The organism is Streptosporangium amethystogenes (assembly GCF_000721075.1).
Classification (GTDB): Bacteria; Actinomycetota; Actinomycetes; order Streptosporangiales; family Streptosporangiaceae; genus Streptosporangium; species Streptosporangium amethystogenes.
The window spans coordinates 75,562-101,075 of record NZ_JOEQ01000013.1 but is presented as its reverse complement, the minus strand read 5'-3'; the positions used below and the strand labels follow the sequence as shown (position 1 = coordinate 101,075).

General features: G+C 71.9%; 24 protein-coding genes. 14 read left to right on the top strand and 10 right to left on the bottom strand.

Translation table 11 applies throughout. The features are described from left to right. Positions 1–45: 45 nt before the first annotated feature. The 4 genes from IG98_RS0120540 to IG98_RS0120525 all read left to right on the top strand — a co-directional run bounded on the left by IG98_RS0120540 (position 46) and on the right by IG98_RS0120525 (position 4,590). The gene (locus IG98_RS0120540) at positions 46–1,083 is read left to right on the top strand and encodes a zinc-dependent alcohol dehydrogenase family protein (protein ID WP_030914257.1); all 1,038 of its coding nucleotides are present in this window, start codon (positions 46–48) and stop codon (positions 1,081–1,083) included. 161 nt (positions 1,084–1,244) lie between these two features. Then, on the top strand, positions 1,245–2,096 hold the full coding sequence (locus IG98_RS0120535) for a universal stress protein (RefSeq protein WP_030914256.1): 852 nt from the start codon (positions 1,245–1,247) through the stop codon (positions 2,094–2,096). Between the two features lie 174 nt (positions 2,097–2,270). Beyond that, on the top strand, positions 2,271–2,822 hold the full coding sequence (locus tag IG98_RS0120530; protein ID WP_030914253.1) for a membrane protein: 552 nt from the start codon (positions 2,271–2,273) through the stop codon (positions 2,820–2,822). A gap of 70 nt (positions 2,823–2,892) precedes the next feature. After that, the gene (locus IG98_RS0120525) at positions 2,893–4,590 is read left to right on the top strand and encodes a sensor histidine kinase (protein WP_030914249.1); all 1,698 of its coding nucleotides are present in this window, start codon (positions 2,893–2,895) and stop codon (positions 4,588–4,590) included. Positions 4,591–4,593: 3 nt separating this feature from the next. Here IG98_RS0120525 and IG98_RS0120520 read toward each other — a convergent pair whose 3' ends face one another. Beyond that, positions 4,594–5,013, bottom strand: coding sequence for a pyridoxamine 5'-phosphate oxidase family protein (locus tag IG98_RS0120520; RefSeq protein ID WP_030914246.1), 420 nt, complete (start codon positions 5,011–5,013; stop codon positions 4,594–4,596). A gap of 167 nt (positions 5,014–5,180) precedes the next feature. Between IG98_RS0120520 and IG98_RS0120515 the strand changes: the two genes are divergently transcribed. The 6 genes from IG98_RS0120515 (at position 5,181) to IG98_RS0120490 (ending at position 10,575) form a co-directional block, all read left to right on the top strand. Further along, positions 5,181–5,546, top strand: a complete 366-nt coding sequence (locus IG98_RS0120515; protein WP_157594428.1) for a hypothetical protein — start codon at positions 5,181–5,183, stop codon at positions 5,544–5,546. Between the two features lie 347 nt (positions 5,547–5,893). Next, positions 5,894–7,222 carry a phosphoribosyltransferase family protein gene (locus IG98_RS0120510; RefSeq protein WP_030914239.1) on the top strand — a complete coding sequence of 443 codons (1,329 nt, stop codon included), beginning with the start codon at positions 5,894–5,896 and terminating at the stop codon, positions 7,220–7,222. Positions 7,223–7,282: 60 nt separating this feature from the next. After that, a complete protein-coding gene (locus tag IG98_RS0120505; RefSeq protein WP_030914234.1) occupies positions 7,283–7,552 on the top strand; it encodes a metal-sensitive transcriptional regulator in 270 nt (89 codons plus the stop codon). A gap of 241 nt (positions 7,553–7,793) precedes the next feature. Further along, the gene (locus IG98_RS0120500) at positions 7,794–9,191 is read left to right on the top strand and encodes an MBL fold metallo-hydrolase (RefSeq protein WP_030914231.1); all 1,398 of its coding nucleotides are present in this window, start codon (positions 7,794–7,796) and stop codon (positions 9,189–9,191) included. After that, on the top strand, positions 9,188–9,796 hold the full coding sequence (locus IG98_RS0120495; RefSeq protein ID WP_030914220.1) for a rhodanese-like domain-containing protein: 609 nt from the start codon (positions 9,188–9,190) through the stop codon (positions 9,794–9,796). The genes IG98_RS0120500 and IG98_RS0120495 overlap by 4 nt, the downstream gene beginning before the upstream one ends. Beyond that, positions 9,793–10,575, top strand: a complete 783-nt coding sequence (locus IG98_RS0120490; RefSeq protein WP_037970837.1) for a sulfite exporter TauE/SafE family protein — start codon at positions 9,793–9,795, stop codon at positions 10,573–10,575. The genes IG98_RS0120495 and IG98_RS0120490 overlap by 4 nt, the downstream gene beginning before the upstream one ends. A 55-nt stretch (positions 10,576–10,630) precedes the next feature. Here IG98_RS0120490 and IG98_RS0120485 read toward each other — a convergent pair whose 3' ends face one another. The 5 genes from IG98_RS0120485 to IG98_RS0120465 are packed head-to-tail and all read right to left on the bottom strand — an operon-like array spanning position 10,631 to position 15,096. Then, positions 10,631–11,119: a hydrogenase maturation protease gene (locus IG98_RS0120485; RefSeq protein ID WP_030914213.1), complete on the bottom strand. Its 489-nt coding sequence runs from the start codon at positions 11,117–11,119 to the stop codon at positions 10,631–10,633. A 24-nt stretch (positions 11,120–11,143) separates the two neighbouring features. After that, a complete protein-coding gene (locus IG98_RS0120480) occupies positions 11,144–12,430 on the bottom strand; it encodes a Ni/Fe hydrogenase subunit alpha (RefSeq protein WP_030914209.1) in 1,287 nt (428 codons plus the stop codon). Then, the gene (locus tag IG98_RS0120475) at positions 12,420–13,220 is read right to left on the bottom strand and encodes an NADH-quinone oxidoreductase subunit B family protein (protein ID WP_030914206.1); all 801 of its coding nucleotides are present in this window, start codon (positions 13,218–13,220) and stop codon (positions 12,420–12,422) included. Before IG98_RS0120475 ends, IG98_RS0120480 begins: the two co-directional genes overlap by 11 nt. Continuing rightward, positions 13,217–14,035: an FAD/NAD(P)-binding protein gene (locus IG98_RS0120470; RefSeq protein ID WP_211264040.1), complete on the bottom strand. Its 819-nt coding sequence runs from the start codon at positions 14,033–14,035 to the stop codon at positions 13,217–13,219. Before IG98_RS0120470 ends, IG98_RS0120475 begins: the two co-directional genes overlap by 4 nt. Continuing rightward, on the bottom strand, positions 14,023–15,096 hold the full coding sequence (locus tag IG98_RS0120465; RefSeq protein WP_030914200.1) for a 4Fe-4S dicluster domain-containing protein: 1,074 nt from the start codon (positions 15,094–15,096) through the stop codon (positions 14,023–14,025). The genes IG98_RS0120470 and IG98_RS0120465 overlap by 13 nt, the downstream gene beginning before the upstream one ends. A gap of 279 nt (positions 15,097–15,375) precedes the next feature. Between IG98_RS0120465 and IG98_RS0120460 the strand changes: the two genes are divergently transcribed. The 4 genes from IG98_RS0120460 (at position 15,376) to IG98_RS0120445 (ending at position 21,103) form a co-directional block, all read left to right on the top strand. Continuing rightward, a complete protein-coding gene (locus tag IG98_RS0120460; protein ID WP_030914198.1) occupies positions 15,376–16,230 on the top strand; it encodes a universal stress protein in 855 nt (284 codons plus the stop codon). A gap of 63 nt (positions 16,231–16,293) precedes the next feature. Then, the gene (locus tag IG98_RS0120455) at positions 16,294–18,579 is read left to right on the top strand and encodes a heavy metal translocating P-type ATPase (RefSeq protein WP_030914194.1); all 2,286 of its coding nucleotides are present in this window, start codon (positions 16,294–16,296) and stop codon (positions 18,577–18,579) included. A 148-nt stretch (positions 18,580–18,727) separates the two neighbouring features. Next, positions 18,728–19,066, top strand: coding sequence for a YciI family protein (locus IG98_RS0120450; protein ID WP_245651642.1), 339 nt, complete (start codon positions 18,728–18,730; stop codon positions 19,064–19,066). Positions 19,067–19,114: 48 nt separating this feature from the next. Beyond that, positions 19,115–21,103, top strand: coding sequence for an RNA polymerase sigma factor (locus tag IG98_RS0120445; RefSeq protein WP_030914190.1), 1,989 nt, complete (start codon positions 19,115–19,117; stop codon positions 21,101–21,103). A gap of 81 nt (positions 21,104–21,184) precedes the next feature. Here IG98_RS0120445 and IG98_RS0120440 read toward each other — a convergent pair whose 3' ends face one another. The 4 genes from IG98_RS0120440 to IG98_RS0120425 form a co-directional block, all read right to left on the bottom strand. After that, positions 21,185–21,901, bottom strand: a complete 717-nt coding sequence (locus IG98_RS0120440; RefSeq protein ID WP_051752527.1) for an MFS transporter — start codon at positions 21,899–21,901, stop codon at positions 21,185–21,187. 368 nt (positions 21,902–22,269) lie between these two features. Next, positions 22,270–23,865: an ABC transporter permease gene (locus IG98_RS0120435; RefSeq protein WP_030914185.1), complete on the bottom strand. Its 1,596-nt coding sequence runs from the start codon at positions 23,863–23,865 to the stop codon at positions 22,270–22,272. Beyond that, entirely contained in the window at positions 23,862–24,785 is a 924-nt protein-coding gene (locus tag IG98_RS0120430) for an ABC transporter ATP-binding protein (protein WP_030914182.1), read from the bottom strand. Before IG98_RS0120430 ends, IG98_RS0120435 begins: the two co-directional genes overlap by 4 nt. After that, on the bottom strand, positions 24,778–25,467 hold the full coding sequence (locus IG98_RS0120425) for a TetR/AcrR family transcriptional regulator (RefSeq protein ID WP_030914179.1): 690 nt from the start codon (positions 25,465–25,467) through the stop codon (positions 24,778–24,780). The genes IG98_RS0120430 and IG98_RS0120425 overlap by 8 nt, the downstream gene beginning before the upstream one ends. Positions 25,468–25,514: the final 47 nt, after the last annotated feature.

Genomic DNA, 25,514 nt, shown 5'->3' with positions numbered 1-25,514 from the left:
AGGGGCACATCCGCCTGACGGCGGCGAGAGACGAAGGGGTGGATCATGAAAGCGCTGGTCTATCGGGGACCCGGCAGGAGATCGTGGCAGGAGGTCCCGGAGCCGAGGATCCAGGCGCCTACCGACGCGGTGGTCCGCGTCGACGCGGTGACGATCTGCGGCACCGACCTGCACATCCTCAAAGGGGACGTGCCGGCCGTCGAGCCGGGCCGGATCCTGGGCCACGAGGCGGTCGGCACGGTCACCGAGGTCGGCGCCGGGGTCGCGCTGAAGCCAGGCGACCGCGTCCTGGTCTCGTGCGTCTCGGCGTGCGGGCGGTGCCGCTACTGCCGTACGGGCTCCTACGGGCAGTGTCTGGGCGGCGGCGGCTGGATCCTGGGCCACCATATCGACGGGACGCAGGCCGAGTTCGTACGCGTTCCCTTCGCCGACACCTCGACCCATCTCGTGCCCGAGGGGATCGGCGACGAGGCCGTGCTCATGTTGGCCGACATCCTGCCCACCTCCTACGAGGTCGGTGTGCTGAACGGCAGGGTCGCCCCCGGCGACACCGTGGTCGTCGTGGGCGCGGGCCCGATCGGCCTGGCCGCGATCACCACCGCCCGTCTCTACAGCCCCAGCCGCATCATCGCCGTTGACCTGGCCGAGGCCAGGCTGGAGGCGGCCACCCGCTTCGGGGCGGACGTGGTGATCGGCGCGGGCGGCGATCCCGCCGGGGAGGTGGCCGAGCTGACCGGCGGCCTGGGCGCCGACGTCGCCATCGAGGCCGTCGGCGTGCCGGAGACCTTCGAGCTCTGCGCCCGCCTGGTCAGGCCGGGGGGCCACGTCGCCAACGTCGGCGTGCACGGCAGGCCCGTCACCTTGCACCTTGAGGAGTTGTGGGCACGCAACCTCACCTTCACCACCGGCCTGGTCGACACCTACTCCACGCCGACGCTGTTGAGCATGCTCGGGGCGGGCCTGCTGGACGGCGGCCGGTTCGTCACCCACCACTTCGCGCTGCACGACATGGAGAAGGCCTACGAGGTGTTCTCCCACCCCCAGGAGACCGGGGCGCTCAAGGTGCTGCTCACCCGCGGCTGACCTGGCCGGCGGACGCCACCGGCGCCGGGTGTCCTCGACGCCACGGCGTCGTCCGGTTTCGCCGCGGGTGACGAAAGGCCCTGCCGTCACGCGGGCTGGAAGGGACTTCCGCCCCTGGAACGGCAGGTTTGACAACGATCAGATGGGAACAAGGAGGATCCATGTCTAATCTGATCATTGTTGGAGCCGACGGCTCCAGTAACGCGACCGCCGCCATCGAGTGGGCGGCTGACGACGCCGTTCGGATGGGCCTGCCGCTGCGCATCGTCACCGCCGTGCAGCGCTGGCCGAACGACATCCCCAAGTTCCCCGCCCCCGAGTGGGAGGACGCGGTGACCGAGTCCTCCCAGAAGGTGCTGGCCGCCGCGGAGGAGATGGCCCGCTCCCGGCAACCCGGCATCGAGGTGACCACCACGCTGATCGAGGGACCGCCGGCGCTGGTCCTGCGCGAGCAGGGAAAGGACGCCACGGAGATCGTCGTCGGGACCAGGGGGCTCGGCGGGTTCGCCGGAGCCGTGATCGGCTCGGTCAGTGTCCACGTCGCCGGCCACGTGCACTGCCCGGTCGTCGTCGTCCGTCCGGGCCGGACCGGGACACACAGCGAGATCACGGTCGGTCTCGACGACTCCGACGCCTGCGAGCCCGCCCTCGCCTACGCCTTCGAGCAGGCCAGGCTGCGTGGCAGCACCCTGCGCGCCCTCTACGCCTGGCAGGTGCCGGTGCACATCTACGCCCCGGAGATCGTCTATGACATGGACGAGTTCCAGGCCGCCCATGACAAGGTCGTGACGGACCGGCTCGCCGGATGGCGGGAGAGGTACCCCGAGGTGAAGGTGATCGAGGACGTGCGCCGCGCCCACGCGGTCGAGGCTCTCAGTGACGCCTCCGATACCTGTGACCTGCTCGTCGTCGGCTCCCACGGCCGCGGTGCCCTCGGCTCGCTGTTCCTGGGCTCGGTCAGCCGCGGCGTCCTGCACCACGCCCGCTGCTCCGTCGCCGTCGTCAGGTCCTAGCAGGGGTTCGGCGGGGTCCTGCCGGGGTTTTGAGGAGGTGAAAGGCCGAAGGTCCCATGAACACGATGACCTTCGCAGTCCGGGCGTGAGCCGTACGGCACTGCGTGGCGACCCTGGAAAACGATGTGATGAAGACACAACAGAGACCACGAAAAACTACCGAAAGGGGCCGTCATGGCCACCACGCACGGTCGGGACGTTCCCTCCAAACAGTCCACCACGAACGTCGCCCCTTCGGCGGCGCGTCCGGTTGACTACGTCTGGGCGATCGCGCGCATCTTGATCGGATGGATCTTCCTGTGGGCGTTCCTCGACAAGACCTTCGGCTGGGGATTCGCCACCCCCGCCGACCGTGCCTGGATCGCCGGCGGCAGCCCCACGACCGGGTTCCTCAAGGGCGCCGGTGAGAACGCCCTCGGCGGCCTCTTCTCCGGCCTGGCCGGTCAGGCCTGGGTCGACTGGCTGTTCATGCTCGGCCTGCTCGGGGTCGGCGTCGCCCTCATCCTGGGGGCCGGCATGCGGATCGCCGCCGTCGCCGGGGGCCTGATGCTGATCCTGATGTGGGCCGCCGAGCTGCCCCTGGCCACCAACCCGTTCGTGGACGACCACATCGTCTACATCGTCGTACTCGCCGGGCTGGCGATGGCGGGCGCCGGTGACACCCTCGGCATCGGCAGGTGGTGGAGCGGCACCTCCCTGGTGCGGAACTACCCCTTCCTGCGCTAACCGGGCCACCGAGACGCCTACCCCATGATCGGGGTGGGCGTTTTGCCGTCTTGGTGCGAGACTCCCGAACATGGCAGACACCGACTCCCACCCCCTGCTTCCGAACATGCGGCTGGATGAACTGCTGTCGGAGCTGCAACTCCGGCTCGAAGCGGTACTCGCCACCCGCGACCGCGTACACGCCCTGCTCGAGGCGGTCGTGGCGGTCGGCAGCGACCTCGACCTGGAGACGGTGCTACGCCGCATCGTCGAGACCGCGACCAGACTGGTGGACGCCAGTTTCGGCGCGATGGGCGTGGTCGGCCAGGAGAACACGCTGGTGCAGTTCATCCCGGTCGGGCTCAGCGAGGAGGAGATCGCCAGGATCGAGCACTGGCCGCACGGCCTCGGCCTGCTCGGTTTGCTGATCAAGGAGCCGCGACCGCTGCGTCTGACGCGCATCTCCGACCATCCCGAGTCCTACGGCTTCCCTCCGGGCCATCCCCCCATGGGTTCCTTCCTCGGGGTGCCGGTCCGGGTGCGCGACGAGGTGTTCGGCAACCTTTACCTCACCGAGAAGCGCGGCGGCGGTGAGTTCGACGAGGAGGACCAGGCGATCGTCGTCGCGCTGGCCACCGCGGCCGGCGTGGCGATCGAGAACGCCCGCCTGTTCGAGGAGACCCGCCGCAGGGAGACGTGGCTGGCCGCATCCTCGGAGATCACCACCAGCCTGCTGTCCGGCGCGGACCCCCAGGAGGTCCTCACCCTGATGGCCAGGCGCGCCCGTCAGATGACCGGCGCGGACGTCGTGGCGATCCTGCTGCCGGAGGCGGGCGGGCAGCTGCTGCGGGTGGCGATCGCCGACGGCGAGAACGCCGGGCAACTGGAGCAGGTGGAGATCCAGGTCGCCGGCTCCCTGTCCGGACGGGCCTTCGCCGACGGCGAGCCCCTCATGGTCAACGACCCGGACGAGGCCGGACTGCGGAGCGTGTTCTCCGATCATCTGCCGATGGGGCCGGTGGGGGCCGTTCCGCTGGGTGCGGCGGGTGTCGCGCGCGGCGTGCTGTCACTCGGCAAGCGCTCGGGCCGCACCCCGTTCATCCAGTCGGAGCTGCGTACCCTGCACGCCTTCGCCGCCCAGGCGGCGGTGGCGCTGGAGCTGGCCGAGAGCCGTAAGGACGCCGAACGGCTGGGCCTGCTCGAAGACCGCGACCGCATCGCCAAGGACCTGCACGACGTGGTCATCCAGCGGCTGTTCGCCGTCGCCATGACGCTGATGAGCACGGTCCGGCTGGTCGACAGACCGGAGGCCTCCGGCCGCATGAAGGGCGCCATCGACGAGCTCGACGAGACCATCCGCCAGATCCGCTCCACCATCTTCGCCCTTCAGGCGCCCAGCGAGGACGGCGCCCTCAGCCTGCGCGCCAGCATCGTCGAGATGGTGGAAGGCGCCCGTGGTCACCTGGGCTTCATGCCCGGCCTGCGGATGGACGGGCAGCTCGACAACCGCGTGCCGCCCGAGGTCGCCGACCACCTGCTGGCGGTGCTGCGCGAGGCCCTGTCCAACGCGGTACGACACGCCAGGGCCGGGAGGATCGATGTCTCCGTCGAGGCGCTGGACAACCGGCTCACCCTCATCGTGCGAGACGACGGCGTCGGGCTGGCCGGCGACGGCAGGCGCAGCGGCCTGCGCAACCTGCAGGAGCGGGCGACCCGGCTCGGCGGCTTCTTCGAGATCGTCTCGCCGGAGACGGGGGGCACCAGCCTGACCTGGAGCGTGCCGCTCTAGTTCCTAGTCCACGGATCTGGGCGAAATTCGGCGGCCGGTGAGATGGCCCGTCTGCACCAGGATGTAGTGGTCCCGGCTTGCCGGTGCCCAGGCGGTCAGGGGCAGCCGGGCCAGGCGTTCGATCTCCCGCGACTCGTACACGGCTCGCGCGGGCCCCACCGCGGTGACCGACCAGCCGGTGCGCGCCGACGGATCGAAGTCGTCGGCCTCGAAGGCGACGATCGCGTCGCGGGCCGCCGCGGCGAGCTTGGAACCGATGGTGGTGCGGATCACCACCGTCTCGCCGTCGAGGGCGAAGTTGACCGGCTGCACGGCCGGAAGGGCACGGTCGGTGAACACGATCCGTCCGATCGAGACCGAGCCCAGGAGTTCGAGGCACTCCGGCCGGGAAAGCACTTCAAGGCCTGCCGAGTCGAGCTTCATGCCTCCCAGGCTGCCCGTCGGCGTACCGGGCACGTTAGGGGCTAAAGTCCCGTCATTGGCGATGTTCGGCCCTCGGGGAGGCCTGTGGTACGCGTTCAACGCCGGTGTCGCCTTTCGGGCTGCCGGATCTCACCGGCGTCCCGGTTTCATCTGTGATGATCGTGACCATGGCCGACATCGAGTACGTCGAGTACGCCGGGGTTCTGGACGGTGACGACCACCCGACCATGGCGCGTGTTCTGGAGGTCTGGGCGGGTGGCCCGGTCCGCGTCGCGCTCCACTTTTTCGGCTGGGAGATCGACTACGACAGCGAGATCATCTCGCTCTACGCCCAGCCCGTGAACCGCCGCGACCAGGAACCCCATTACCTGCTGTCCGGCACCCTCAAGGCGACGGTCGCCGAGGCCCGGGCCCGCCTGAGGGCTCTGATCGCCGCCTGTGGCGAGGCGGGCATCGGCTGCGAGCTCGAATACCTGATCGTGGACGAGAACGGCCGCGTGCTCGAAGAGCGCGAGGGGGGCATCGTGTCCTGAGCCTTCACCCCGGTGGATCCCCCCGGGGGAGCGGCGCTCAGGAAGCGGGCCCGTACTCGTGAAATGGGGCCGCCTGGCCGGTTGTTCTCCTAGATGAGGTTGCGAACCGGGACCTTCCGCCCTCACGAACCGGGGCCTTCAGCCCTACCGCTGGGATGCCCCGGCGGCTGATATTGGCTGTTGGGGATGAAGTCTCGCCGTCGGCTGTGGGAGAGCCACGCCGATCGATGAGCGGCCGGTCGCCCGGCGAAGCCGGACGCGGACACCCACACTGTCTCCGGCCGCGACGTGATCTCGATTCTCCGCGGGTGAGCGGAGGCGTGCGGGGCCTCGGAAGGGGGGACGCGGTGTTCGCCGATCGTCAGGATGCGGGCCTGCGGCTGGCCGAACGGTTACGCGGGTCTGTCGGCGCTGATGAAGAAGTGGTCGTTCTGGGGCTGCCCAGGGGCGGCGTGCCGGTGGCGTTCGAAGTGGCCCGGGTCCTTGACGCGCCACTGGACGTGATCGTGGTCCGTAAGCTCGGGGTGCCGTTCCAGCCGGAACTCGGGTTCGGCGCCGTGGGGGAGGGCGGGGTCCGCGTCATCAATCACGACATCGTGCTGCTCACGGAGCTCACCTACGCGGAGACGGCCGAGGTGGAGGAGTACGAGCGGGCCGAGGTCCTGCGCCGCGCGCGCCAACTGCGCGGCGACCGCGCTCCGGTGGACCTGACGGGCCGTACGGCGATCGTGGTGGACGACGGGGTCGCCACCGGGGGGACGGCGCGTGTCGCCTGCCAGGTCGCCCGGGCACGGGGGGCCTCACGGGTGGTGCTGGCGGTGCCGGTGGGGTCACCGGAGACGATCGCGAGCCTGCGCGAGGTCGCCGACGAGGTGGTCTGCCTGCGGACACCGGAACGCCTGCTGGCGGTCGGCGTCTGGTACATCGATTTTTCCCAGACCACCGATGAGCAGGTGGCCGATCTGCTGCGAAGGGCCGCGCCCGCGGCAAGGGAGCACGACGGGAGCGACGGGAGCGCGACCTCCGATCCGCCCGGCCGCGACGAGGAGGTCCTGGTGGACGCCGGGCAGGTCAGGTTGCCCGGCCGGCTCGTCGTCCCGGACGGCGCCGGGGGAGTGGTGGTGTTCGTGCACGGCAGTGGCAGCAGCCGGCACAGCCCGCGTAACCGGTACGTGGCCGGTGTGCTCAACGGCGCCGGTCTGGGGACGCTCCTGTTCGACCTGCTCACCCTGGAGGAGGGGGCCGACAGAGGCAACGTGTTCGACATCGGGCTGCTGGCCGAAAGGCTCGTCCGGGTGACCGGCTGGCTGGGTGGTCAACCCTGGGCGGCGGGTCTCCCGGTCGGCTACTTCGGAGCGAGTACCGGAGCGGCGGCCGCGCTGTGGGCGGCGGCGGAGCCGGGCTGCGAGGTCGCCGCCGTCGTCTCCAGGGGTGGGCGACCCGATCTGGCCGGGTCCCGGCTGCCTGAGGTCCGGGCGGCGACCCTGCTGATCGTGGGGGGTGCCGACGGGGTGGTGCTCGACCTCAACCGGGCCGCGCAGGAACGACTGCGCTGCGAGAGCCTGCTCCAGGTCGTCCCCGGCGCCACCCACCTGTTCGAAGAGCCGGGGGCACTCGAAAGCGTCGCCGCCCTCGCCCGTGACTGGTTCACCGGTCACCTCGGACCGTCGGCGTGAGGTCTCTCACATCGCACCCATGTACCCCCGGGGGTATATTGGGGGCGGAGGTGAGGCGGGATGGAGATGGACGCGACGGTCCTGTCGGACGCGCTGACACGACTCAAGCGGGCCCAGGGGCAGCTGGGCGGAGTGATCGCGATGATCGAGAACGGGGACGACTGCGAGCGGGTGCTGACCCAGCTGGCGGCGGTCTCCAAGGCGCTGGACCGGGCCGGATTCAAGATCATATCGACGGGTATGCAGCAGTGCCAGATGGCGCGTGAGCGCGGCGAGCAGCCGCCGATCAGCCAGGAGCGGCTGGAGAAACTGTTCCTGGCCCTGTCGTGACACCGGCGTCGTGACACCGTCACACCCCGCCCGCCACGCGGTGGGCGAGGTGTGACGGAAGGCGTGGCGGACTTCTGTCCGAAGGATACCCCCCCGGGTATATTCGCACCGAAGCGGGGTGATCGCCTTCCGTGACGCGGTCCCGGGCGGGCCGCGGCGACGCCGGACCCATCCGGCGTGAAACCCGGGCCTGGTCGGTCCTCACCCGCCGGCGAAGACAACAACAACGAAGTGAGAGGCGATGATGACGACGATCGAGACAGTGGTGGTGGAGACCTCCTCACTGGGGGACCGCAGCTACCTGGCCCACGACGGGCAGGTGGCGCTGGTGGTCGACCCGCAACGGGACATCGACCGGATCCTGGCCCTGGCCGGCCGGCTGGGCGTGCGCGTCACCCACGTGGCCGAGACCCATCTGCACAACGACTACGTCTCCGGCGGGCTGGCCCTGGCCAGGCTGACCGGTGCGGCCTACCTGGTGGCGGCGGCCGACGAGGTCACCTTCGACCGGGTGCCCGTGAGCGACGGCGACGAGATGGCGCTGTCACCGTCGATGCGCCTTCGCGCGGTGGCCACCCCCGGGCACACCTTCCACCATCTGTCCTACGTGCTCGGCGGTCCGGGCGGGCCGGTGGGGGTGTTCACCGGCGGGTCGCTGCTGTTCGGCACCACCGGCCGCACGGACCTGCTCGGCGCCCGGCACGCCCACGCCCTGGCCCGGCACCAGCACGCCTCGGTGCGACGGCTGGCCGACCTGCTGCCCGACGGTACGCAGGTCTGGCCCACCCACGGGTTCGGCAGCTTCTGCTCGGCCACCCAGACCGACGCCTCATCCTCGACGATAGGACGCGAGCGCGGCGCCAACCCGGCGCTGCGGCTGGAGTCCGACGACTTCGTCATCCAGACCCTCGCCGGACTGGACGCCTACCCCGCCTACTACGCCCACATGGGCGCCAGGAACGCCGCCGGCGCGGACCTGATCGACCTGACCCCGGCGAGGCGGGCCGACGCCGCCGGGCTGCGCGCGCGTATCGACGCCGGTGAATGGGTGGTGGACCTGCGCTCACGCAAGGCGTTCACCCAGCGGCATCTGGCCGGAACGCTGAGCTTCGGCCTGGACGGCCCGATGTCGACCTGGCTGGGCTGGATGGCCCCCTGGGGAGCGCCCATCACGCTGCTGGGCGAATCGGCGGAGCAGGTGGCCGCCGCCCAGCGCGAGCTGGCGCGCATCGGCATCGACCGTCCGGCCGCCGCCGCGACCGGTACCCCCGAGCAGTGGGCCGGTGGCGACGACAGCAGGCTGGGTGAGCTGACCGTCGCCACGTTCGCCGAACTGGCCGCCGTGCGCGACGGCAGTAACGTGCGTGATCTGCCCGCCCCCGACGTCGTGCTGGACGTGCGGCTGCGCAACGAATGGCACGCCGGGCACATCGACGGCGCGACGCACCTCCCGCTGCCCGAACTACCGCACCGCCTGGCCGAGATCCCGGACGGGACCGTGTGGGTGCACTGCGGCTCCGGGTACCGGGCCGCCGCCGCGAGCAGCCTGCTGGCCCGCGCCGGACGCCAGGTCGTGCACATCGACGACGACTACTCCCAAGCGGCCGAAAGCGGCCTGAGCATCGAGGAGACCCCATGACCATTCGTCCCGACACGCCCGCCACGCTGGACGCGGCCGCCCTGCGCCGGCTGATGGACTCCGGGCAGGCGCCCTGGCTGATCGACGTGCGCACCCCCGGTGAGTTCGAGACCGCCCACATCCCCGGCTCGGTCAACGTGCCGCTGGATCTGCTGCGCGAGCACCGTGAACGGCTGCGCGCCCACCTCGACGGCCCCCGGCGGGAGCAGGTGGTGCTCGTCTGCCGCTCCGGGCAGCGCGCCGCGCAGGCCGCGGCGGCCCTGTCCGGAGCCGGCCAGGCGGCTCCGCGCCTGCTGGAGGGGGGAATCCTCGCCTGGCAGGGGACCGGTGCGCCGCTCCGTACCGGCCGGGCCCGCTGGGAGCTGGAACGCCAGGTGCGCCTGGTGGCCGGATCCCTCGTGCTGACCTCGATCCTGGCCGGCACGCTGTTCCCACCGGCCAGATGGCTCGCCGCCGCGATCGGTGGCGGACTGACCTTCGCCGCGCTCTCCAACACCTGCGCGATGGGCATGCTGCTGGCCAAACTCCCCTACAACCGAGGCCCCCGCCGGCCCAGCCTGGAGGCGGTGCTGGGCCGGTTGGCGCAACGGGAGGCGACCTCTTGACGGCGGCGCTCGGCCTGGGCGCGATGATCGGCATCCTGCTCGGGCTGCTGGGGGGCGGCGGGTCGATCCTGGCGATGCCCGCCCTGGTGTACGGGGCGGGACTGCCGCCGGCCTCGGCGGTGCCGGCCTCGCTGCTGGTGGTGGGCGTCTCCTCGGCCAGCGCCGTACTGCCGCGCATCCGGGCCGGACAGGTGCGCTGGCGCATCGCCGCGGTGTTCGGCGGTGCCGGGGCCCTGGCCGCGTTCGGGGGCGCCGCGATCAACCGGGCGCTGCCTCCGCAGGCGATCCTGATCGGGTTCGCCGTGCTCATGGCGGTGGCCGGCGGGCGGATGCTGGCCGGCGACGCCCCGGCCGGCGGGGCCTGTGCGCTGCCCGGCGGAGGGGTGAACTGGCGCAGCTGCCTGCCCAGGTCCGTCGCCGCCGGCGCGGCTGTGGGCGCGCTGACCGGCCTGTTCGGCGTCGGCGGAGGGTTCCTCATCATCCCGGCCCTGGTGCTGGCGCTGGGGTTGCCGATGACGGCCGCGGTCGGCACCTCGCTGCTCATCGTGGTGGTCAACTCGGCGGCCGGGTTCGTCGCCCACGCCGATGGCGCCGACCTGGACTACACGGTCATCGGGGCCTTCACGACGGCCGCGGTGATCGGGTCGCTGGCCGCCGCCCGCCTGGGCCGCTACCTGGACGCCGAGCGCCTGCGCCGCTGGTTCGCCTACCTCGTCCTCGTGGTGGCCGTCTTCGTCCTGGCCCAGGGAGTGCTCGACCTGGTGGCGCCGGTCGGCTGAGCGTGACCCTCTCGGCCGTCATGCCGTCGCCGGGGAATTCCCCGGTTCTCCGGCGCTACCGTGCCCGCTCCGGGCGGACAAGGTCGGCCACGGTCTCGGCGAGCTTCCCGACGGCGTGTTTCACCGCCGGGGTGACCGGGGCCCCGAGCCCGAAATCGGCGCCCTCAACGGTGTAGAGCGCGAGCTCGCGGGGCAGACGGCGGAGAATCCGGCCGAGTGCGACGGCGTCGGCGATGCCCAGGGCGTGGGAACTGCCGTGCCGGAGGGCGGGGGCCGTCTGGTGAGCACCCCGGGAGGAGGCGGCGGGGCCGAGGACGGTGCACCGGCGCACCGTACCCGGGGGTGCGCCGGAGAGCACCGTGTCGATCACGATCGCCAGGCCCGCACCGGTCCACGCCTCGATCAGCTCGGCCGGATCACCTCCGTTCTCGACCACGGGAACCTCGGGCGGCAGGACGCCGCGCAGCAGCCGGGCCACCTGCAGTCCGGCGGCGTCGTCGCCCCGCAACTCGTTGCCGATCCCGATGACGACCTGCTCGTGCATGAATCCCCCTGTCGGAAACCGGCCTCAGCGGTCCAGCCGCAGATCCAGGAAATGGGCCGAGCAGGAGATGCACGGGTCGTGGTTGCGTACCGTCCGCTCGCACAGCGCCGCCAGCTCCCCCCGCGGCAGGTCGAGGCGGGGCTCGACGAGGTGGCGCAGGTCCATCTCGATGCGGGCCTGGTTCTGCGAGGTCGGTGGCACGATGTCCGCCTCGGCGATCAGCCCCGTGTCGTCGATCCGGTAGCGGTGGTAGAGCGTGCCGCGCGGGGCCTCGGAGACGCCGTGGCCGACTCCGGGGCGGGGTTCGACCGGAACCGAGGGCGCGTCCGGCTCGGTGTAGTCCTCGATGATCCGCAACGCCTCGTCGCAGGCGTGCAGGATCTCCACGGCCCGGACCACGATGCTGCGGAACGGGTTGCGGCAGACGGGGCCGAGTCCGGCGTCCGAGGCCGCCGACCGGGCCAGCGGTGACAGCAGGTGCGCGTTCAGGGCGTAGCGCGCGAGAGCCCCCACCAGATAGCCGGTGGATCCGTCGAGCCGGGCGTGCAGGGCGGTGGAGCGCGGCACCTGCTCCTCGACGATGTGGGCGGGCCAGTCGGACGCCGCGAAGGCGGTGCCGTCGCTGACCGAGATCGAGCCGGACAGGATGGCGTACTCGGCGGGATGGCTCAGCGCGAGAAACCGGTAGTCGTGCTCCACGTCGGGAAAGTCGAACCCGGCCACCCACTCCACCGTCGCCAGCGCCTGGTCGCGGGCGTGGCGCAGCCGTTCGGCGACCGGTGCGAGCTCGGTGCGGGCGGGCACCCGGTAGAAGCCGCCCACCCGCACGTTGACCGGGTGGATCGCCCGCCCGCCGAGGGCCGCCACCAGCTCGTTGCCGGCCTTCTTCAGCGCCAGCCCCCGTTCCAGGACGGGCCGGTGGTCGGCCGCCATGGCCACGCCGCTGTCGTAGCCCAGGAAGTCGGGGGCGTGCAGCAGGTGGATGTGCAGGGCGTGCGACTCGATCCACTCGCCGTAGTACAGCAGCAGCCGCAGGTCCCGGAGCGGCCCGGTCACCTCCGCCCCGCAGGCGGACTCGATGGCCTGGCAGGCGCTCATCTGGTAGGCCACCGGGCAGATCCCGCAGATCCGGGCGGTGATGTCGGGCGGTTCGGTGTGGGCCCTGCCGCGCAGCAGCGCCTCGAAGAAGCGCGGCGGCTCGTAGATGTTCAGCTCCACGTCGGTGACGCGGCCGTCGCGGGCGCGCACCAGCAGGGACCCCTCGCCCTCCACGCGGGCCAGGGCACCGATCCTGATCGACTTATGCGTCATCTCCGGCCTCCTCGGACGCCTGGCGGAAGGGTTCCTCGGTGGCGTTGAACGTCCGGTAGACGCGCACCAGTTCGGGGGTGCTCATGCCGAGCTCGCGCAGTTGCGCGTTGAGCGCCCGGGTGTTGGGGCTCTCCATCGGTCCGAAGCAGCCGTAGCAGCCCCGGTTGAACGCCGGGCAGAGCGCCCCGCAGCCGGCCTGGGTGACCGGGCCCAGGCAGGGGGTGCCGTGGGCCACCATGACGCAGACGTTGCCCCGGGCCTTGCATTCCACGCAGACGCTGTGGGCCGGCACGCAGGGGCGCCGTCCGGCCAGGAAGGCCGAGATGACCTCCAGCAGCTGCCGGCCGTCGATGGGGCAGCCGCGCAGCTCGAAGTCCACCGGCACGTGGGCGGAGATCGGAGTGGAACGCTCCAGCGTGGCGATGTAGTCGGGCCGGGCGTAGATGATCGAGGCGAACTCGCGTACGTCGGCGAAGTCGCGCAGCGCCTGGATGCCGCCCGCGGTCGCGCAGGCGCCGATCGTCACCAGGCGTTTCGACACCCGGCGCACGTGCCGGATCCGCCGGAGGTCGGCCGGGGTGGTGATCGACCCCTCGACCAGTGACAGGTCGTAGGGGCCGCGCCCGGTCGCGCTGGAGGCCTCCAGGAAGTAGGCGATCTCCACTTCGGCGGCGATGGCCAGCAGTTCGTCCTCGCAGTCCAGCACGGTGAGCTGGCAGCCGTCACAGGAGGCGAACTTCCACACCGCCAGCCGTGGACGCCGGCGCGTGGCCGCGGGCCGGGCCGTCACAGTTCCGCCGCGGCCAGCAGCCCGGCCGCCCGCTCGTAGCTCAGCACCGGGCCGTCGAGGCAGGTCAGCAGCGGGCCGAGCTGGCAGTGGCCGCAGCGGCCGACGCCGCACTTCATGTTGCGCTCCACCGACAGGGCCACCCGCCGCGCCGGGACGCCTCGCCGTACCAGCCTGGCCGCGGTCGCCCGCATCATGGCCTCCGGGCCGCAGACGAAGGCGAAGGTGCGGCGAGGATCGAAGACGATCTGGTCGATCAGCCGGGTGACCAGCCCCACCGGCCCCTTCCAGGCGCGGTCGGGGTGATCCACGCTCACCTGGACGTCGATGCCACCGGCCTCGCGCCAGCGGGCCAGCTCGGCGGGGTAGAGCAGGGTCGCCGGAGTGTGGGTGCCGACGATCACGCTGATCCGGCCGTACCGGGAGCCGTGGGCGACCAGCTCGCGGATGACCGGCCGCAGCGCGGCCAGCCCGAGGCCGCCCGCGGCGACGACCACGTCCAGACCCGCCGCGGCCGGTAGGTCCCAGGCCGTGCCGTACGGCCCGCGAACGCCCACGACATCGCCGGGTCTGGTCCGGCACAGTGCCCCGCTGACCGCGCCCACCGCGCGGATCGTCTGCAGGTACCCGCCCGTGCGGGCCCGGCCGCTGATCGAGATCGGGATCTCCCCGACACCGGGGGCGTAGATCATCGTGAACTGGCCCGGCAGGAACGGCGGGCAGGGGCCCTCCAGCGGTCCGAGGGTCAAGGTCACCGTGTCGGCCCGGTCCGGGCGGCGCGAGCGCACCCGGTAGGGCGCCGGCGTCATAGGATGCATCCGAGCTCCTCGGTGACGTCGATGCCGGTCGGGCACCAGGTGATGCACCTGCCGCAGCCCACGCAGCCGGACACGCCGAACTGGTCGAACCAGGTGGAGAACTTGTGCGTCAGCCACTGCCGGTAGCGGGCGGATCCAGAACCGCGTACGGGAGAGCCGGCGACCTCGGAGAAGTCCAGCGTGAAGCAGGAGTCCCACACCTCCGTCCGCTCCGCCTGTCCGCCGCCGAAGTCGGTGGCGTCCTCGACCGTGGTGCAGAAGCAGGTGGGACAGACCATCGTGCAGTTGGTGCACGCCAGGCAGCGGGAGGCGACCTCGGTCCAGCGCGGCGAATCACGGGCCTCGGCCAGGCGCTCCTGGATGTTGTCGGTGTCCACCTGGCGGCCCATCCGGGTGGCGGCGACGCGGGAGACCTCCTCGGCGGCCGTGACGTCGTCACCGGTGGCGGGCCGGTGCGGGAGCGGCGCGACGACCTCCGCGCCCCGCTCGCTTCCCGTCTCGACCAGGAACCGGTGCGGGGCGCTCAGTTCGGTGAGCGCCAGGTCGAACCCGGCGGTGGCCTTCGGTCCTGTGCCCATGGAGACGCAGAAGCAGGTGCCCCCGGGCACCGCGCAGTTCACCGCGATGAGGAACAGCGCCTCGCGCCGCTCACGGTAGGCCGGATCGGGATGTCTGCCACCGAGGAACACCCGATCCTGTACGGCGATCGCGGCCAGGTCGCAGGCGCGCACGCCCAGCAGCGCGATGCGGGGCGCCTGGCTCCGGGTCTCCTCCACCTCCGCCCCGCGCATCCGGAACAGCGCCTGGCGGGGCGGCTGGGTGTAACGCTTGGCGGAGTCGGGACTGGCGGCGAAACCGAACATCAGTTCGTCACCACGCTCGGTCAGCCGGTAGTGCCCGGGCTGTTGATCGTCGCCCCGCCCCGCGGGCAGCTGCGCGGAGTGGGAGAGTTCGGCGAACCGGATGGCGCCGTCCCGGACCGTCGGCCCGACAACGGTGAAGCCGTCGGATCGCAGTCCGGCGACGAGTGGTTCCAGCGATTCCATCACAACGGTGTTCACGGGCCGTCCCCCTCTTGCCCCTGATTCCTTGGCAACACACTGACGGTATGGAAATCCATACCTTGGGGGGATCGTCATACGATGAGGACGCCGGTCCAGGAAGATCTTTCGATCTTTCCAGCCGGGCCGGGGAGACGGCACGGTCTGCTGTGACCAACAATACCCATTCCGCGGGCAACAGTCCGCGACAGGGGACGGAAGTCCCTGGCGAGGGGGCGTTGGCCCGCTGCGGGGAACGCCGCCACGCGGCCGGATGGAGGGAGAGTCCGAGGGGGCGACATGACGGCGCAGGTGGTGGTTGGCACGGACGGCTCGGCCCACGGGGAGGGCGCGGTCGCCTGGGCCGCCGATGACGCGGTACGGCGCGGGTGCGCGCTGCGGATCGTGTACGTGTGCGAACCGTGGACCTACGACATCCCGCTGCAGACCCCGCCCGGCTTCCGGGATTCCGTGACCGAGCACTGCCAGGAGGTGCTGGAGAGCGCGGTCGCCGTGGCGCGCGGGCGCGCACCCCACCTGGAGGTGGAGGGCGCGCTGCGAGAGGGCCGGGTGACGGAGATCCTCCGGCGCGAGGCCGAGGGCGCCGAGCAGATCGTGGTGGGCAGCCGAGGGCTGGGCGGGTTCACCGGGCTGCTGCTCGGGTCGGTCTCCCTGGCCCTGGCCGGGCACGTGGCCGCGCCGATCGTCATCGTCAGGGGGGCGTGGGAGCCGGCCCGTGGCCAGGTCGTCGTCGGTTTCGACGGCTCTGCCCACTCGACGGCGGCACTGGGGTACGCCTTCGCCGAGGCTGTCCGGCGCGGTGCCCGGCTACGGGCGATCCACACCTGGCAGGTGCCCGTGATGGGGCCGGGTGCCATCGCGTACGCGCCGCTGATCGAGGACATCCTCGCCGGTGCGCGGAGCGTCGCCGCCGACACACTCACGCCTTGGCGGGAGAGGTACCCGCAGGTCGAGGTGGAGCAGACGGTGGTGTGCCGGCACCCGGCCGCCGCCCTCTGCGAAGCCTCGGCCGCCGCGGACCTCGTCGTCGTCGGCTCGCGGGGAATGGGCAGGGTCGGCTCGGCCCTGCTGGGATCGATCAGCCACGGCGTGCTGCACCACGCGCACTGCCCGGTGGCGGTGGTCGGATCGTGATCGTCGCCTTGTCCGGCGGCCGAAGGTCCTGATCCCGGCACGGCTCGTCAGGAGGCTGGGAAAGTGGGACGTTTATCGACCATCGCCCTTCTTGTGGGCACCGTGGCCGGACTGCTGGCCGGTCTCGCGCTCCGCCTGGCCGGCGCGGAGACGGCCGCCGACATCGTGTGGGCGGTGGTCACCGGCGTGTCACTGGTGCCCGCGACGGGATGGGTGGTGTCGGCGCTGCGGAACGGCCGGATGGGCGTGGACGCCATCGCCGTCCTCGCCCTGGCCGGAGCGCTCGCCGTAGGGGAGTACCTCGCCGGTGCCCTGATCGGCGTGATGCTCGCCACCGGGCGGGCACTGGAGGAGCACGCTCTGCGCCGGGCCCGCCACGACCTGACCGCCCTGTACGAACGGGCGCCGCACTCGGCCCGGCGCTATGAGAACGGGGTGCCGGACCTCGTACCGGTCGAGCAGGTTCGCCCGGGAGACCTGCTGCTGGTCCCCAGCGGGGAGATGGTCCCCGTCGACGGCGCGGTGGCGGGCGATCTCGCACTGCTGGACGAGTCGGCGCTGACGGGGGAGTCGGTACCGGTGGAGTACGCCGCGGGGGAGGGGGTGCGCAGCGGTGTGGTGAACGCCGGTGCCGCCTTCGACCTGCGGGCCACCCGGACCGCGGCCGACAGCGCTTATGCGGGAGTGGTGCGGCTGGCGCGGCAGACGGAGACCGACAGCGCCCCCGTCGTACGGCTCGCCGACCGGTTCGCCTCCTGGTTCCTGCCGGTCACCCTGCTGCTGGCGGCGACCGCCTGGCTGCTGTCCGGTCAGCCGGTACGGGCCGTCGCGGTACTGGTCGTCGCCACCCCCTGCCCGCTGCTGCTCGCCGCACCCGCGGCCATCGCCTCCGGGCTGTCTCGTACGGCACGGCACGGCGTGGTGGTCAAGGGCGGTGGAGCACTGGAGCGGCTGGGCCAGGCGCGCACGCTCATCCTGGACAAGACCGGGACGCTGACCGCCGGCCGGCCCCGGGTGATCGACGTCGTGGCCGCGCCCGGCGTCCGTAGCGACGACGTGCTGGGGCTGGCCGCCGCGGTGGACCAGATGTCCTCGCACGTGCTCGCCGCCGCGATCGTCGACGCGGCCCGTGCGCGCGGCGCCGAGCTGCCGCAACCGGCCGAGATCCAGGAGAGGCCGGGCACCGGCACCACGGGGGTGGTGGAGGGGCACCTGGTCGAGGTCGGCAAGGCGACGACCTCCTCGCCTTCGGAGTGGGAGCGGATCCAGCGGGCGCGGGCCGCGCTGGACGGGGCCATGACCGTCTGGGTGACGCTGGACGGCCGGGCGGCCGGGGTGATCCTGCTCCGCGACGCCATCCGGGCCGACGCCGCGCGGACGCTGCGGCGACTGCGCACCGCGGGCATCGAGCGGGTGGTCATGCTCACCGGAGACCGGGCCGAGGTCGCCGAGAGCGTGGGCATAGTGCTCGGCATCGACCGGGTGCTCGCCGAGCAGACCCCCGCGGCCAAGGTCGAGGCGGTGCGGCGGGAGGCGGCCGGCGCGGTGACCGTGATGGTGGGCGACGGGATCAACGACGCCCCGGCCCTGGCGGCGGCCGACGTCGGAGTGGCGATGGGGGCCCGGGGGTCCGCCGCCTCCACCCAGGCCGCGGACGTGGTGCTCACCACCGACCGCCTGGACCGGCTCGCCGACGCGATGGACGTCGCCCGCCGCTCCCGGCGCATCGCGGTACAGAGCGCGGCCACCGGGATGGCGCTGTCGCTGCTGGCCATGGTGGCCGCCGCGGCCGGCGCCCTGCCACCCGCGGCCGGTGCCCTGCTGCAGGAGGGCATCGACATCGCGGTGATCCTCAACGCGCTACGGGCGCTGCGTCCCACCCGGGGAACCCGGCCGGTGATGGACCCCGCCACCGAATCCCTGCTGCGCCGCTTCGAGATGGAGCACTCCTCGCTGCGGCCGACCCTGGAACTGATCCGCGAGACGGCCGACGAGCTGGGCAGGGTCTCGCCCGAGGCGTCACTCGATCGGCTGCGAGAGGTCCAGGCATTCCTCACCGAGCGGCTGCTGCCTCACGAACGGGCCGAGGAGCAGCGGCTGTATCCGGCCATGGGGCAGGTGCTGGGCGGCCCGGAGGTCGTGATGACCATGAGCAGGGCGCATGCCGAGATCGAACGCCTGGTACGACGCCTGGGAAGTCACCTCGCCCTCATCGAGGCCGGCGGGCCGCGCCCGGAGCAGCTCGACGACCTGCGCGCCTGCCTCTACGGCCTGTACGCCGTCCTGATCCTCCACTTCGACCAGGAGGAGGAGGCCTACTTCTCCCTGGCCGCCGGTTCGTCGGTGTGACCCGGCCCGCGAAGGCGCGGGCGGTGCGCATTCCCTGTCACATCCGGCCGCCACCCTGGTCAGACGAGGCATGTCGATTTTCGCCGGCCCCGATCGACGCGTAGCTGGAAACCGGCGAGGATCGGTTCTCCGATCACCCGAAGGAGATATGACGATGCGATTCCTGATGACCACCAAGGGCGGCGACGCGGCACCCCCGAGCGAGGCGGTCCACGCGGAGATGGCCGCGTTCGTCGAGGAGATGACCCGGGCGGGGGTGCTGCTGGCGACCGGCGGCCTGGACCCGGCCGGCCTCCACGTCTCGGCCTCCGGTGGCGAGATGACCGTCACCGACGGGCCGTTCACCGAGACGAAGGAGGCCATCGTCAGCTTCGCGCTCATCGAGGCGCGCTCGCAACAGGAGGCCATCGAGCTCTCCCGGCGCTTCTGGAAGATCATCGGCGAGGGTGAGGGCACCATCCAGCAGGTCTTCGGCCCACAGGACTGATCGGGCGCTTGCGTACCCGGCCCGGCGGATGCTGTTATCGAGCCCGTGATGTCCCGGGACGCCCATCGCGTGGTCGACGAGGTCTGGAAGATGGAGTCGGCGAGGATCATCGCCGGGCTCGTCCGGATGCTGGGCGACGTGGGGCTGGCCGAGGAGCTCGCGCAGGACGCGCTCCTCGCCGCCCTCGAACGGTGGCCCGACTCGGGCGTTCCGGATAATCCGGGCGCCTGGCTCATGGCCGTTTCAAAACGTCGCGCCATCGACCACCTACGGCGCGGCGAGCGGCTTGAGCGCGGGCACGAGCAGCTCGCCCACGAACTCGCCACCCGGCCGGACGGCACCGAGGCCGAGACCGACGCGGCACTCGACGACGAGGTGGGCGACGACGTCCTGCGCCTGATGTTCGTCTCCTGCCACCCGGCGCTGTCCGCCGAGTCCCGGGTGGCGTTGACGTTGCGGCTGCTCGGGGGCCTGCGCACCGACGAGATCGCGAGGGCCTTTCTCGTCTCCGAGCCGACCGTCGCGCAGCGCGTCGTCCGGGCCAAACGCACCCTCGCCGAACTCGGGGTCCCCTTCGAGGTCCCCACGGGGCCGGACCGGGCCGCACGCCTGTCATCGGTTCTCGAGGTCGTCTACCTGGTGTTCAACGAGGGATACGCGGCGAGCGCGGGCGACGGCTGGATGCGCCAGGACCTCTGCCAGGAGGCGCTGCGCCTGGGCCGCCTGCTGGCCGGGCTCGCGCCCGGCGAGGCCGAGGTACACGGACTGGTCGCGCTGATGGAGCTCCAGGCGTCCCGGCTGGCCGCCAGGACGGGGTCGTCGGGGGAGCCCGTCGCGCTGCACGAGCAGAACCGCGGACGCTGGGACCAGCTCCTCATCCGCCGCGGTTTCACGGCACTGCTGCGTGCCAGGCAGTCCGGCGGACCTCTCGGCCCGTACGTGCTGCAGGCCGCCATCGCGGTCTGTCACGCGCGGGCCCGTACGGCGGAGGAGACCGACTGGGCGCAGATCGCCGCCCTCTACGAAACGCTCGTCCGGGTGCTGCCCACCCCGGTCGTGCAGCTCAACCGGTCGGTCGCACTGGCCATGGCGTACGGTCCCGAGGCGGGGCTGGCGCTCGTCGACACCCTGGTGGCCGAGCCGGCGCTCAAGGACTACCACCGGGTGCCCAGCGTGCGCGGCGACCTGCTGGTCAGGCTCGGTCGCCACGAGGAGGCCCGGCGGGAGTTCGAACGGGCCGCGGCGCTCACTCTCAACGTGCCCGAACGCACGATCCTGCTGGAACGCGCCGCGGCCTGCGCGGACGCCGCCACGCCGGAGAGCGAGGTCACCCTGGCCGAGGCCGCGAACGCCTTCCTGGCCCGTGACGACCTGGACGCCGCGACCGTCCGTTCCTACCGCCAGACCATGAGCCGGCTCCGTCGCGATCTCGGTGACGACATCCCGTTGCGGAGTGTGACCGCCGGACAGGTCGCCGAGGTCTTCGCCGCCGCCTGGGAGAGCGCCGCCGCCGCGACGTGGAACAGGCACCGAGGTGCCGTCCGCTCCTTCTCCGCCTGGGCCGCGGACCGGGGCCGGCCGAGTGAGGACCTGGCCGCCGGAATCGGTCGCCGGCCCGAGCCCCGGTCGCGCACCCGTCCCATGGAGCCGCCGCGGGTCGAGGCGCTGTGGGAGCGGCAGGACCTCGCCCCGCGCGAGCGCGCCCTGTGGCTGATGCTCCACGAGAGCGCGGCCGGGATCGGCTCGGTGCTCGCGCTCAACGTCGAGGACCTCGACCTGGCGGGGATGCGCGGCAGAGCACCGGGGTCCCGCTGGATTCACTGGCGGTCGGGCACCGCCGAGCTCATCCCCCGGCTCGTCGCGGGCCGTCGTCGCGGCCCGCTGTTCCTGTCCGAGCGCAGGCCCGGCCCCGGCCGCCGGCCCGCCCCCGGCGACCTGTGTCCCGAGACCGGCCGCCGCAGGCTCTCCTACGAACGGGCCGAATACCTGTTCAAGCGGGCCACCGGCCACACCCTGCACCAACTGCGGAGCAGATGAACCGTTTCGGCCCGCTTCGGCGCCATGCGCTCGATCAGGGCTCCGGTGAGGTGGTCGTGAAGGCGGCGGCCAGGAGAGCGATCAGGTAGAGAGCGCGCCGCCCGCCAGCAGGGCGGTGGTGTAGCCGCCGGTCAGGGAAACCGGGAGCGCGGGGTTCTCGGCGCCCGCGGCGGCGACGGCCGCCAGGACGGCGAGGCCGAGAGCTCCGCCGATCCGCCGGCTGGTGTTGACCAGCGCGGAGGCGATGCCGGTGTCGCGGGGGGCGACGCCCTGGACACCGATGATCGTCGCGGTGACCAAACACAGTCCCAGTCCGATGCCCGCGACGAACCGGGCGGGCAGCAGTACCGCGAAGTGGCCGGTGGTCGGGGTGAGGGCGGTGAACCAGACCATGCCCGCGGTGGCCAGGGCCAGGCCGGTGACGATGACCGTCCGTTCCGGCAGCCGGGCCAGGAGCCTGGGGCCGAGGCCGCCCGCCCCCAGCCCGATGCCGAGCGCGAAGGGCAGGTAGGCGAGTCCGGTCCGCATGGGACCGTACCCCTTCACCCCCTGCATGTGGAGGGTGAGAAAGAAGAGGGTGGCGAACATGCCCGCGCCGATGAGGAACATGACGAGGTTGGCGTCGGACCTGCACCGATCCCGCAGGATTCCGGGCGGGAGCATCGCGACCTGGTGACACCGCTGGATGAGCAGGACCGCCGCGGCGGCGAAGAAGCCGAGGGTGCCCGTGGTCGTCCAGCCGTGGGTCCCGGCCCGGTTGACGGCGTAGACCTTCGGCCAGGCCACCGCGTCGCTCATCGTCGGCCTCGTGATGACTTGACCGCGGCTGCGAAAAGCACGCTCCCGCTCGCGGGCCACAGCCATGCCGGCGTCTTTCGTTCTTGGCGACTCCCACACCCATGTCCCTGAAACGGTCCCGAGACCAAGATCATTAATCCGGTTGTCGTTCTGCGAAGTCGCGTGCACGGGTGTCCGGAGCGGTCTGCGCGCCGCGCCAGGTCGGCCTTGTGGTCGCGCAGGATGGCGTCGGGCCAACGGCTACACAGCGGGACGGGTCGACCGACGGCTGCCCGTCGATGTGGTCGGGTTCGGGGGACGGGTGCGCCACTGACCGGAGGCGCAGGGGTGCGCGACCGGCCAATGCCGACCGGGTTCGGCATGGGAGGTCAGCCGAAGTCGCGACGGCGCAGGGACAGCAGGCCGCCGGCAAGGAGGAGGGCGGTGACCGCGGTGAGCGCGAGGGTCGGGCGGGCGTCGTACGGCGCCCCGGTCATCGCGTTCGCGACGTAGTGGAACGGCTCCACGGGGAAACCGCCGAAGAATCCATAGAAGGGGGTGATGATCTGGCCCAGTGCGGAGGTCAGGACCCAGGCCAGCCAGGAGATCGCCACGCCGGCCCGCGGTGCCAGCCCGTACGCGAGCAGGCAAACCGCCCCCACGCTCCACGCCGCGGGCACGGTGGTCAGCGCCCCCGCGACGAAGCGGGGCAGATCGACGGCGAGGTCGCCGACGAGCAGCGAGAACACCGTGCCGAAGACCAGACCGGCGACGGCCATCAGCGCGGCTGTGCCGAGCCCGGTCACGAGCAGGTGCCCGCCCGCCCAGCGCAGACGGGTCAGCGGGGTGGCCAGCACCGCCTCCCCGCGGCCCGAGACCTCCTCCGTCCGGAGCCGGATGACCATGAGCACCGGGTAGAGCGCGACGGCGTACGCCATGATCATGATCAGGTACCAGACGTACGCGGCGAGTGACGGCGATCGCATGCCGATCATGGTGGTGATGGTGTCGAGCATGATGCTCGGCCGCGTGAGCAGATCGTTCGTCAACGAGGACAGCCCGCCCGCGGCCCCCGCGAAGATCCCGACCCCCACCGCCCACTTCAGGAACAGGCCGCGGTGCAGCCGCCAGGCCAGGCTGACCGGGCCGCGCAGCTCCGGGGCCGTGGCCGGGCCCGGCCGCTCGGTCAGCACGCCGGCGCCGAGGTCACGGCGGTCGAGCAGCCGGCACGCGAGCGCGTGCAGCGCCGCGCCGACCACGAACACGACACCGACCAGCCACCATCGCTCGTCTTGGTACGGCTGCACGAGGTGACTCCAGCCGATGGGGGACAGGTATTTCAGCCAGGGCTGTCCCATGGCGTCCCCGGAGAAGCGCATCACGTAGGCGAGGCCGAGCACGGACAGAGCGATCGTGGTGGCCGTGCGGGCGCTGGCGGCGAGCTGGGCAGCGACCGCGGCGATGCCGCCGAACAGCCAGCCCGCGAGCGCGATGGCGGCGCCGTACGCGATCGATCCGATCGGCGGGAGCCCGACCGTGATCAGCGCGGCCGCGGTCAGTGCCCCGGCGAGCAGGCTGATGCCCGCCGCCACCAGCACGGCGGCGGTCAGCGGGGCACGACGGCTCACGACGGCGGCGCGGACCAGTTCGGTCCTGCCCGCGTCCTCCTCCCTGCGGGTGTGCCGGATGACCGACATCAGGGCGGCGAACGCGCTGGCCACGTACAGGAAGCCGCCACTGCGCCAGGTCGCGAGCACCTCGAGCCGGGGTTCCACCTGGCCGCCGCCGATCGCGTGGAGGAAGGGTGTCCTGGTGATGATGCCGAGGTAGGTGAGCTTCAGCTCCTGGGTGACCATGTAGCGGTTGATGTAGGCCACCATCACCAGGCTCATGCCCACGATCAGCAGGATCCACCAGGGGGCGATGGCCCGTTCGCGGCGCAGCGCCAGGCGGACCAGGTGGCCGGTGCCAGTGAAAGGGTTCATGGTGTCGCTCCTGCGTGTCGCCCGTCGCTCCTGCCGGTGCGGTCGTAGTGCTGTAGGAACAGCTCCTCCAGGGTGGGGGGCCGGCTGATGAGGGCGCGTACGCCGGTGTCGGTGAGGTGCCGCAGCACGGCGTCCAGGTCGGTGGTGTCGACGTCGAACCACACCCGGCTGCCCTCGGTGCGCAGGTCGTGCACCCCGGGCAGGCCGGCCAGCTCCTCCGTCGGCGCTGCCAGGTCGGCCTGGATGGAGGTGCGGGTGAGATGGCGCAGGCCGGCCAGGGAACCGCTTTCGACCGTGCGGCCGTCCTTGATGATGGTCACCCGGTCGCACAGTGCTTCGACCTCGGCCAGGATGTGGCTGGACAGCAGCACGGTACGGTCCCCGCGGCGCTGCTCCTCCCGGATGGTCTCGCGGAAGACCTCCTCCATCAGGGGGTCCAGGCCGGAGGTGGGCTCGTCGAGAATGAGCAGCTCGACATCGGAGGCCAGCGCGGCGATCAGGGCGACCTTCTGCCGGTTGCCCTTGGAGTAGGCGCGGCACTTCTTGCGGGGGTCCAGGTCGAAGCGCTCCAGCAGCTCGGCGCGGCGCCGCTTGTCGAGCCCGCCGCGCAGCCGTCCGAGCAGGTCGATCACCTCGCCGCCGGACAACTGGGGCCACAGCGTGACATCGCCGGGTACATAGGCCAGCCTGCGGTGCAACTCCGTCGCGTCGGCCCACGGATCGCCGCCGAGCAGCCGGGCGGTGCCCGCGTTGGCGCGAAGCATGCCGAGCAGGATCCGGATCGTGGTGCTCTTGCCCGCGCCGTTCGGCCCCAGGAAGCCGTGCACCTCGCCGGCGCCCACGACGAGATCGAGGCCGTCCAGTGCGTGGGTGGAGCCGAACGTCTTGACTAAGCCTGTTACGGATATCGCGTCACTCATCGGGATGCTCCTCGGTCGAACGGAGTGTGGCTCCGGTGTCTGCCCGGGTCTTGTCCAGGGCGTCGCGGTAGGCGGCGGCCTCTTCCGGGCTGAGCCAGGGGTGGGAGTAGAGGTCGAGCAGGGTCAGGGCGAGCAGGTGGGCGCCCTCCTGGCTGGACACGTCGGCACCCAGCCCTCGGGACACGTGCTTGTGGAGGATTCCGACGGCCAGGGCCATCGCCGTGCCCACCGTCGCCCTGGCCTTGCGGTCGGCGAAGGGGGGATCGGAGCGGCGCTCGTCGAGTCCTGCGAACCACTGCTCGCTCATCTGGACCATCGCGTCGAACACCGGCTCGGCCCATCCCTCGGTCAGGGCGCGCGCCAGGTATCGCTGGTAGGGCCCGAGGGCCGCCAGGGAGGCCGCGACGTAGTTCACGCCGTTCACGCCGCCGGCGGTCGTGTCGGCGACGGCCTGCTCGTTGATCCTGCTGATCAGCTTGACCAGGTGCGCGTCGCACGCCTCGCGCAGCGCCTGCTTGGACCCGAAGTGATGGCGCAGCAGTCCCGGGGAGACGCCCGCGGTCTCGGCGATCGCCCGGGTTGTCGCCCTGTCGAAGCCATGCTCCCCGAAATGCCGCAAGGCCGCGTCTCTGATCCGCGCGCGAGCGGTCAGGTCCTCAGGGTCGGGTCTTGATGTCGTCACTGCCCATAGCTCCTATTCATTTGCATAGGAAATTGTCCTAATGAAAA

Coding starts and splice junctions, on each gene's coding strand:
- IG98_RS0120540 (WP_030914257.1), top strand. CDS start 46: ATGAAAGCGCTGGTCTATCGGGGACCCGGCAGGAGATCGTGGCAGGAG.
- IG98_RS0120535 (WP_030914256.1), top strand. CDS start 1,245: ATGTCTAATCTGATCATTGTTGGAGCCGACGGCTCCAGTAACGCGACC.
- IG98_RS0120530 (WP_030914253.1), top strand. CDS start 2,271: ATGGCCACCACGCACGGTCGGGACGTTCCCTCCAAACAGTCCACCACG.
- IG98_RS0120525 (WP_030914249.1), top strand. CDS start 2,893: ATGGCAGACACCGACTCCCACCCCCTGCTTCCGAACATGCGGCTGGAT.
- IG98_RS0120520 (WP_030914246.1), bottom strand. CDS start 5,013: ATGAAGCTCGACTCGGCAGGCCTTGAAGTGCTTTCCCGGCCGGAGTGC.
- IG98_RS0120515 (WP_157594428.1), top strand. CDS start 5,181: ATGGCCGACATCGAGTACGTCGAGTACGCCGGGGTTCTGGACGGTGAC.
- IG98_RS0120505 (WP_030914234.1), top strand. CDS start 7,283: ATGGAGATGGACGCGACGGTCCTGTCGGACGCGCTGACACGACTCAAG.
- IG98_RS0120500 (WP_030914231.1), top strand. CDS start 7,794: ATGATGACGACGATCGAGACAGTGGTGGTGGAGACCTCCTCACTGGGG.
- IG98_RS0120495 (WP_030914220.1), top strand. CDS start 9,188: ATGACCATTCGTCCCGACACGCCCGCCACGCTGGACGCGGCCGCCCTG.
- IG98_RS0120485 (WP_030914213.1), bottom strand. CDS start 11,119: ATGCACGAGCAGGTCGTCATCGGGATCGGCAACGAGTTGCGGGGCGAC.
- IG98_RS0120480 (WP_030914209.1), bottom strand. CDS start 12,430: ATGACGCATAAGTCGATCAGGATCGGTGCCCTGGCCCGCGTGGAGGGC.
- IG98_RS0120470 (WP_211264040.1), bottom strand. CDS start 14,035: ATGCATCCTATGACGCCGGCGCCCTACCGGGTGCGCTCGCGCCGCCCG.
- IG98_RS0120460 (WP_030914198.1), top strand. CDS start 15,376: ATGACGGCGCAGGTGGTGGTTGGCACGGACGGCTCGGCCCACGGGGAG.
- IG98_RS0120450 (WP_245651642.1), top strand. CDS start 18,728: ATGACGATGCGATTCCTGATGACCACCAAGGGCGGCGACGCGGCACCC.
- IG98_RS0120445 (WP_030914190.1), top strand. CDS start 19,115: ATGTCCCGGGACGCCCATCGCGTGGTCGACGAGGTCTGGAAGATGGAG.
- IG98_RS0120440 (WP_051752527.1), bottom strand. CDS start 21,901: ATGAGCGACGCGGTGGCCTGGCCGAAGGTCTACGCCGTCAACCGGGCC.
- IG98_RS0120435 (WP_030914185.1), bottom strand. CDS start 23,865: ATGAACCCTTTCACTGGCACCGGCCACCTGGTCCGCCTGGCGCTGCGC.
- IG98_RS0120430 (WP_030914182.1), bottom strand. CDS start 24,785: ATGAGTGACGCGATATCCGTAACAGGCTTAGTCAAGACGTTCGGCTCC.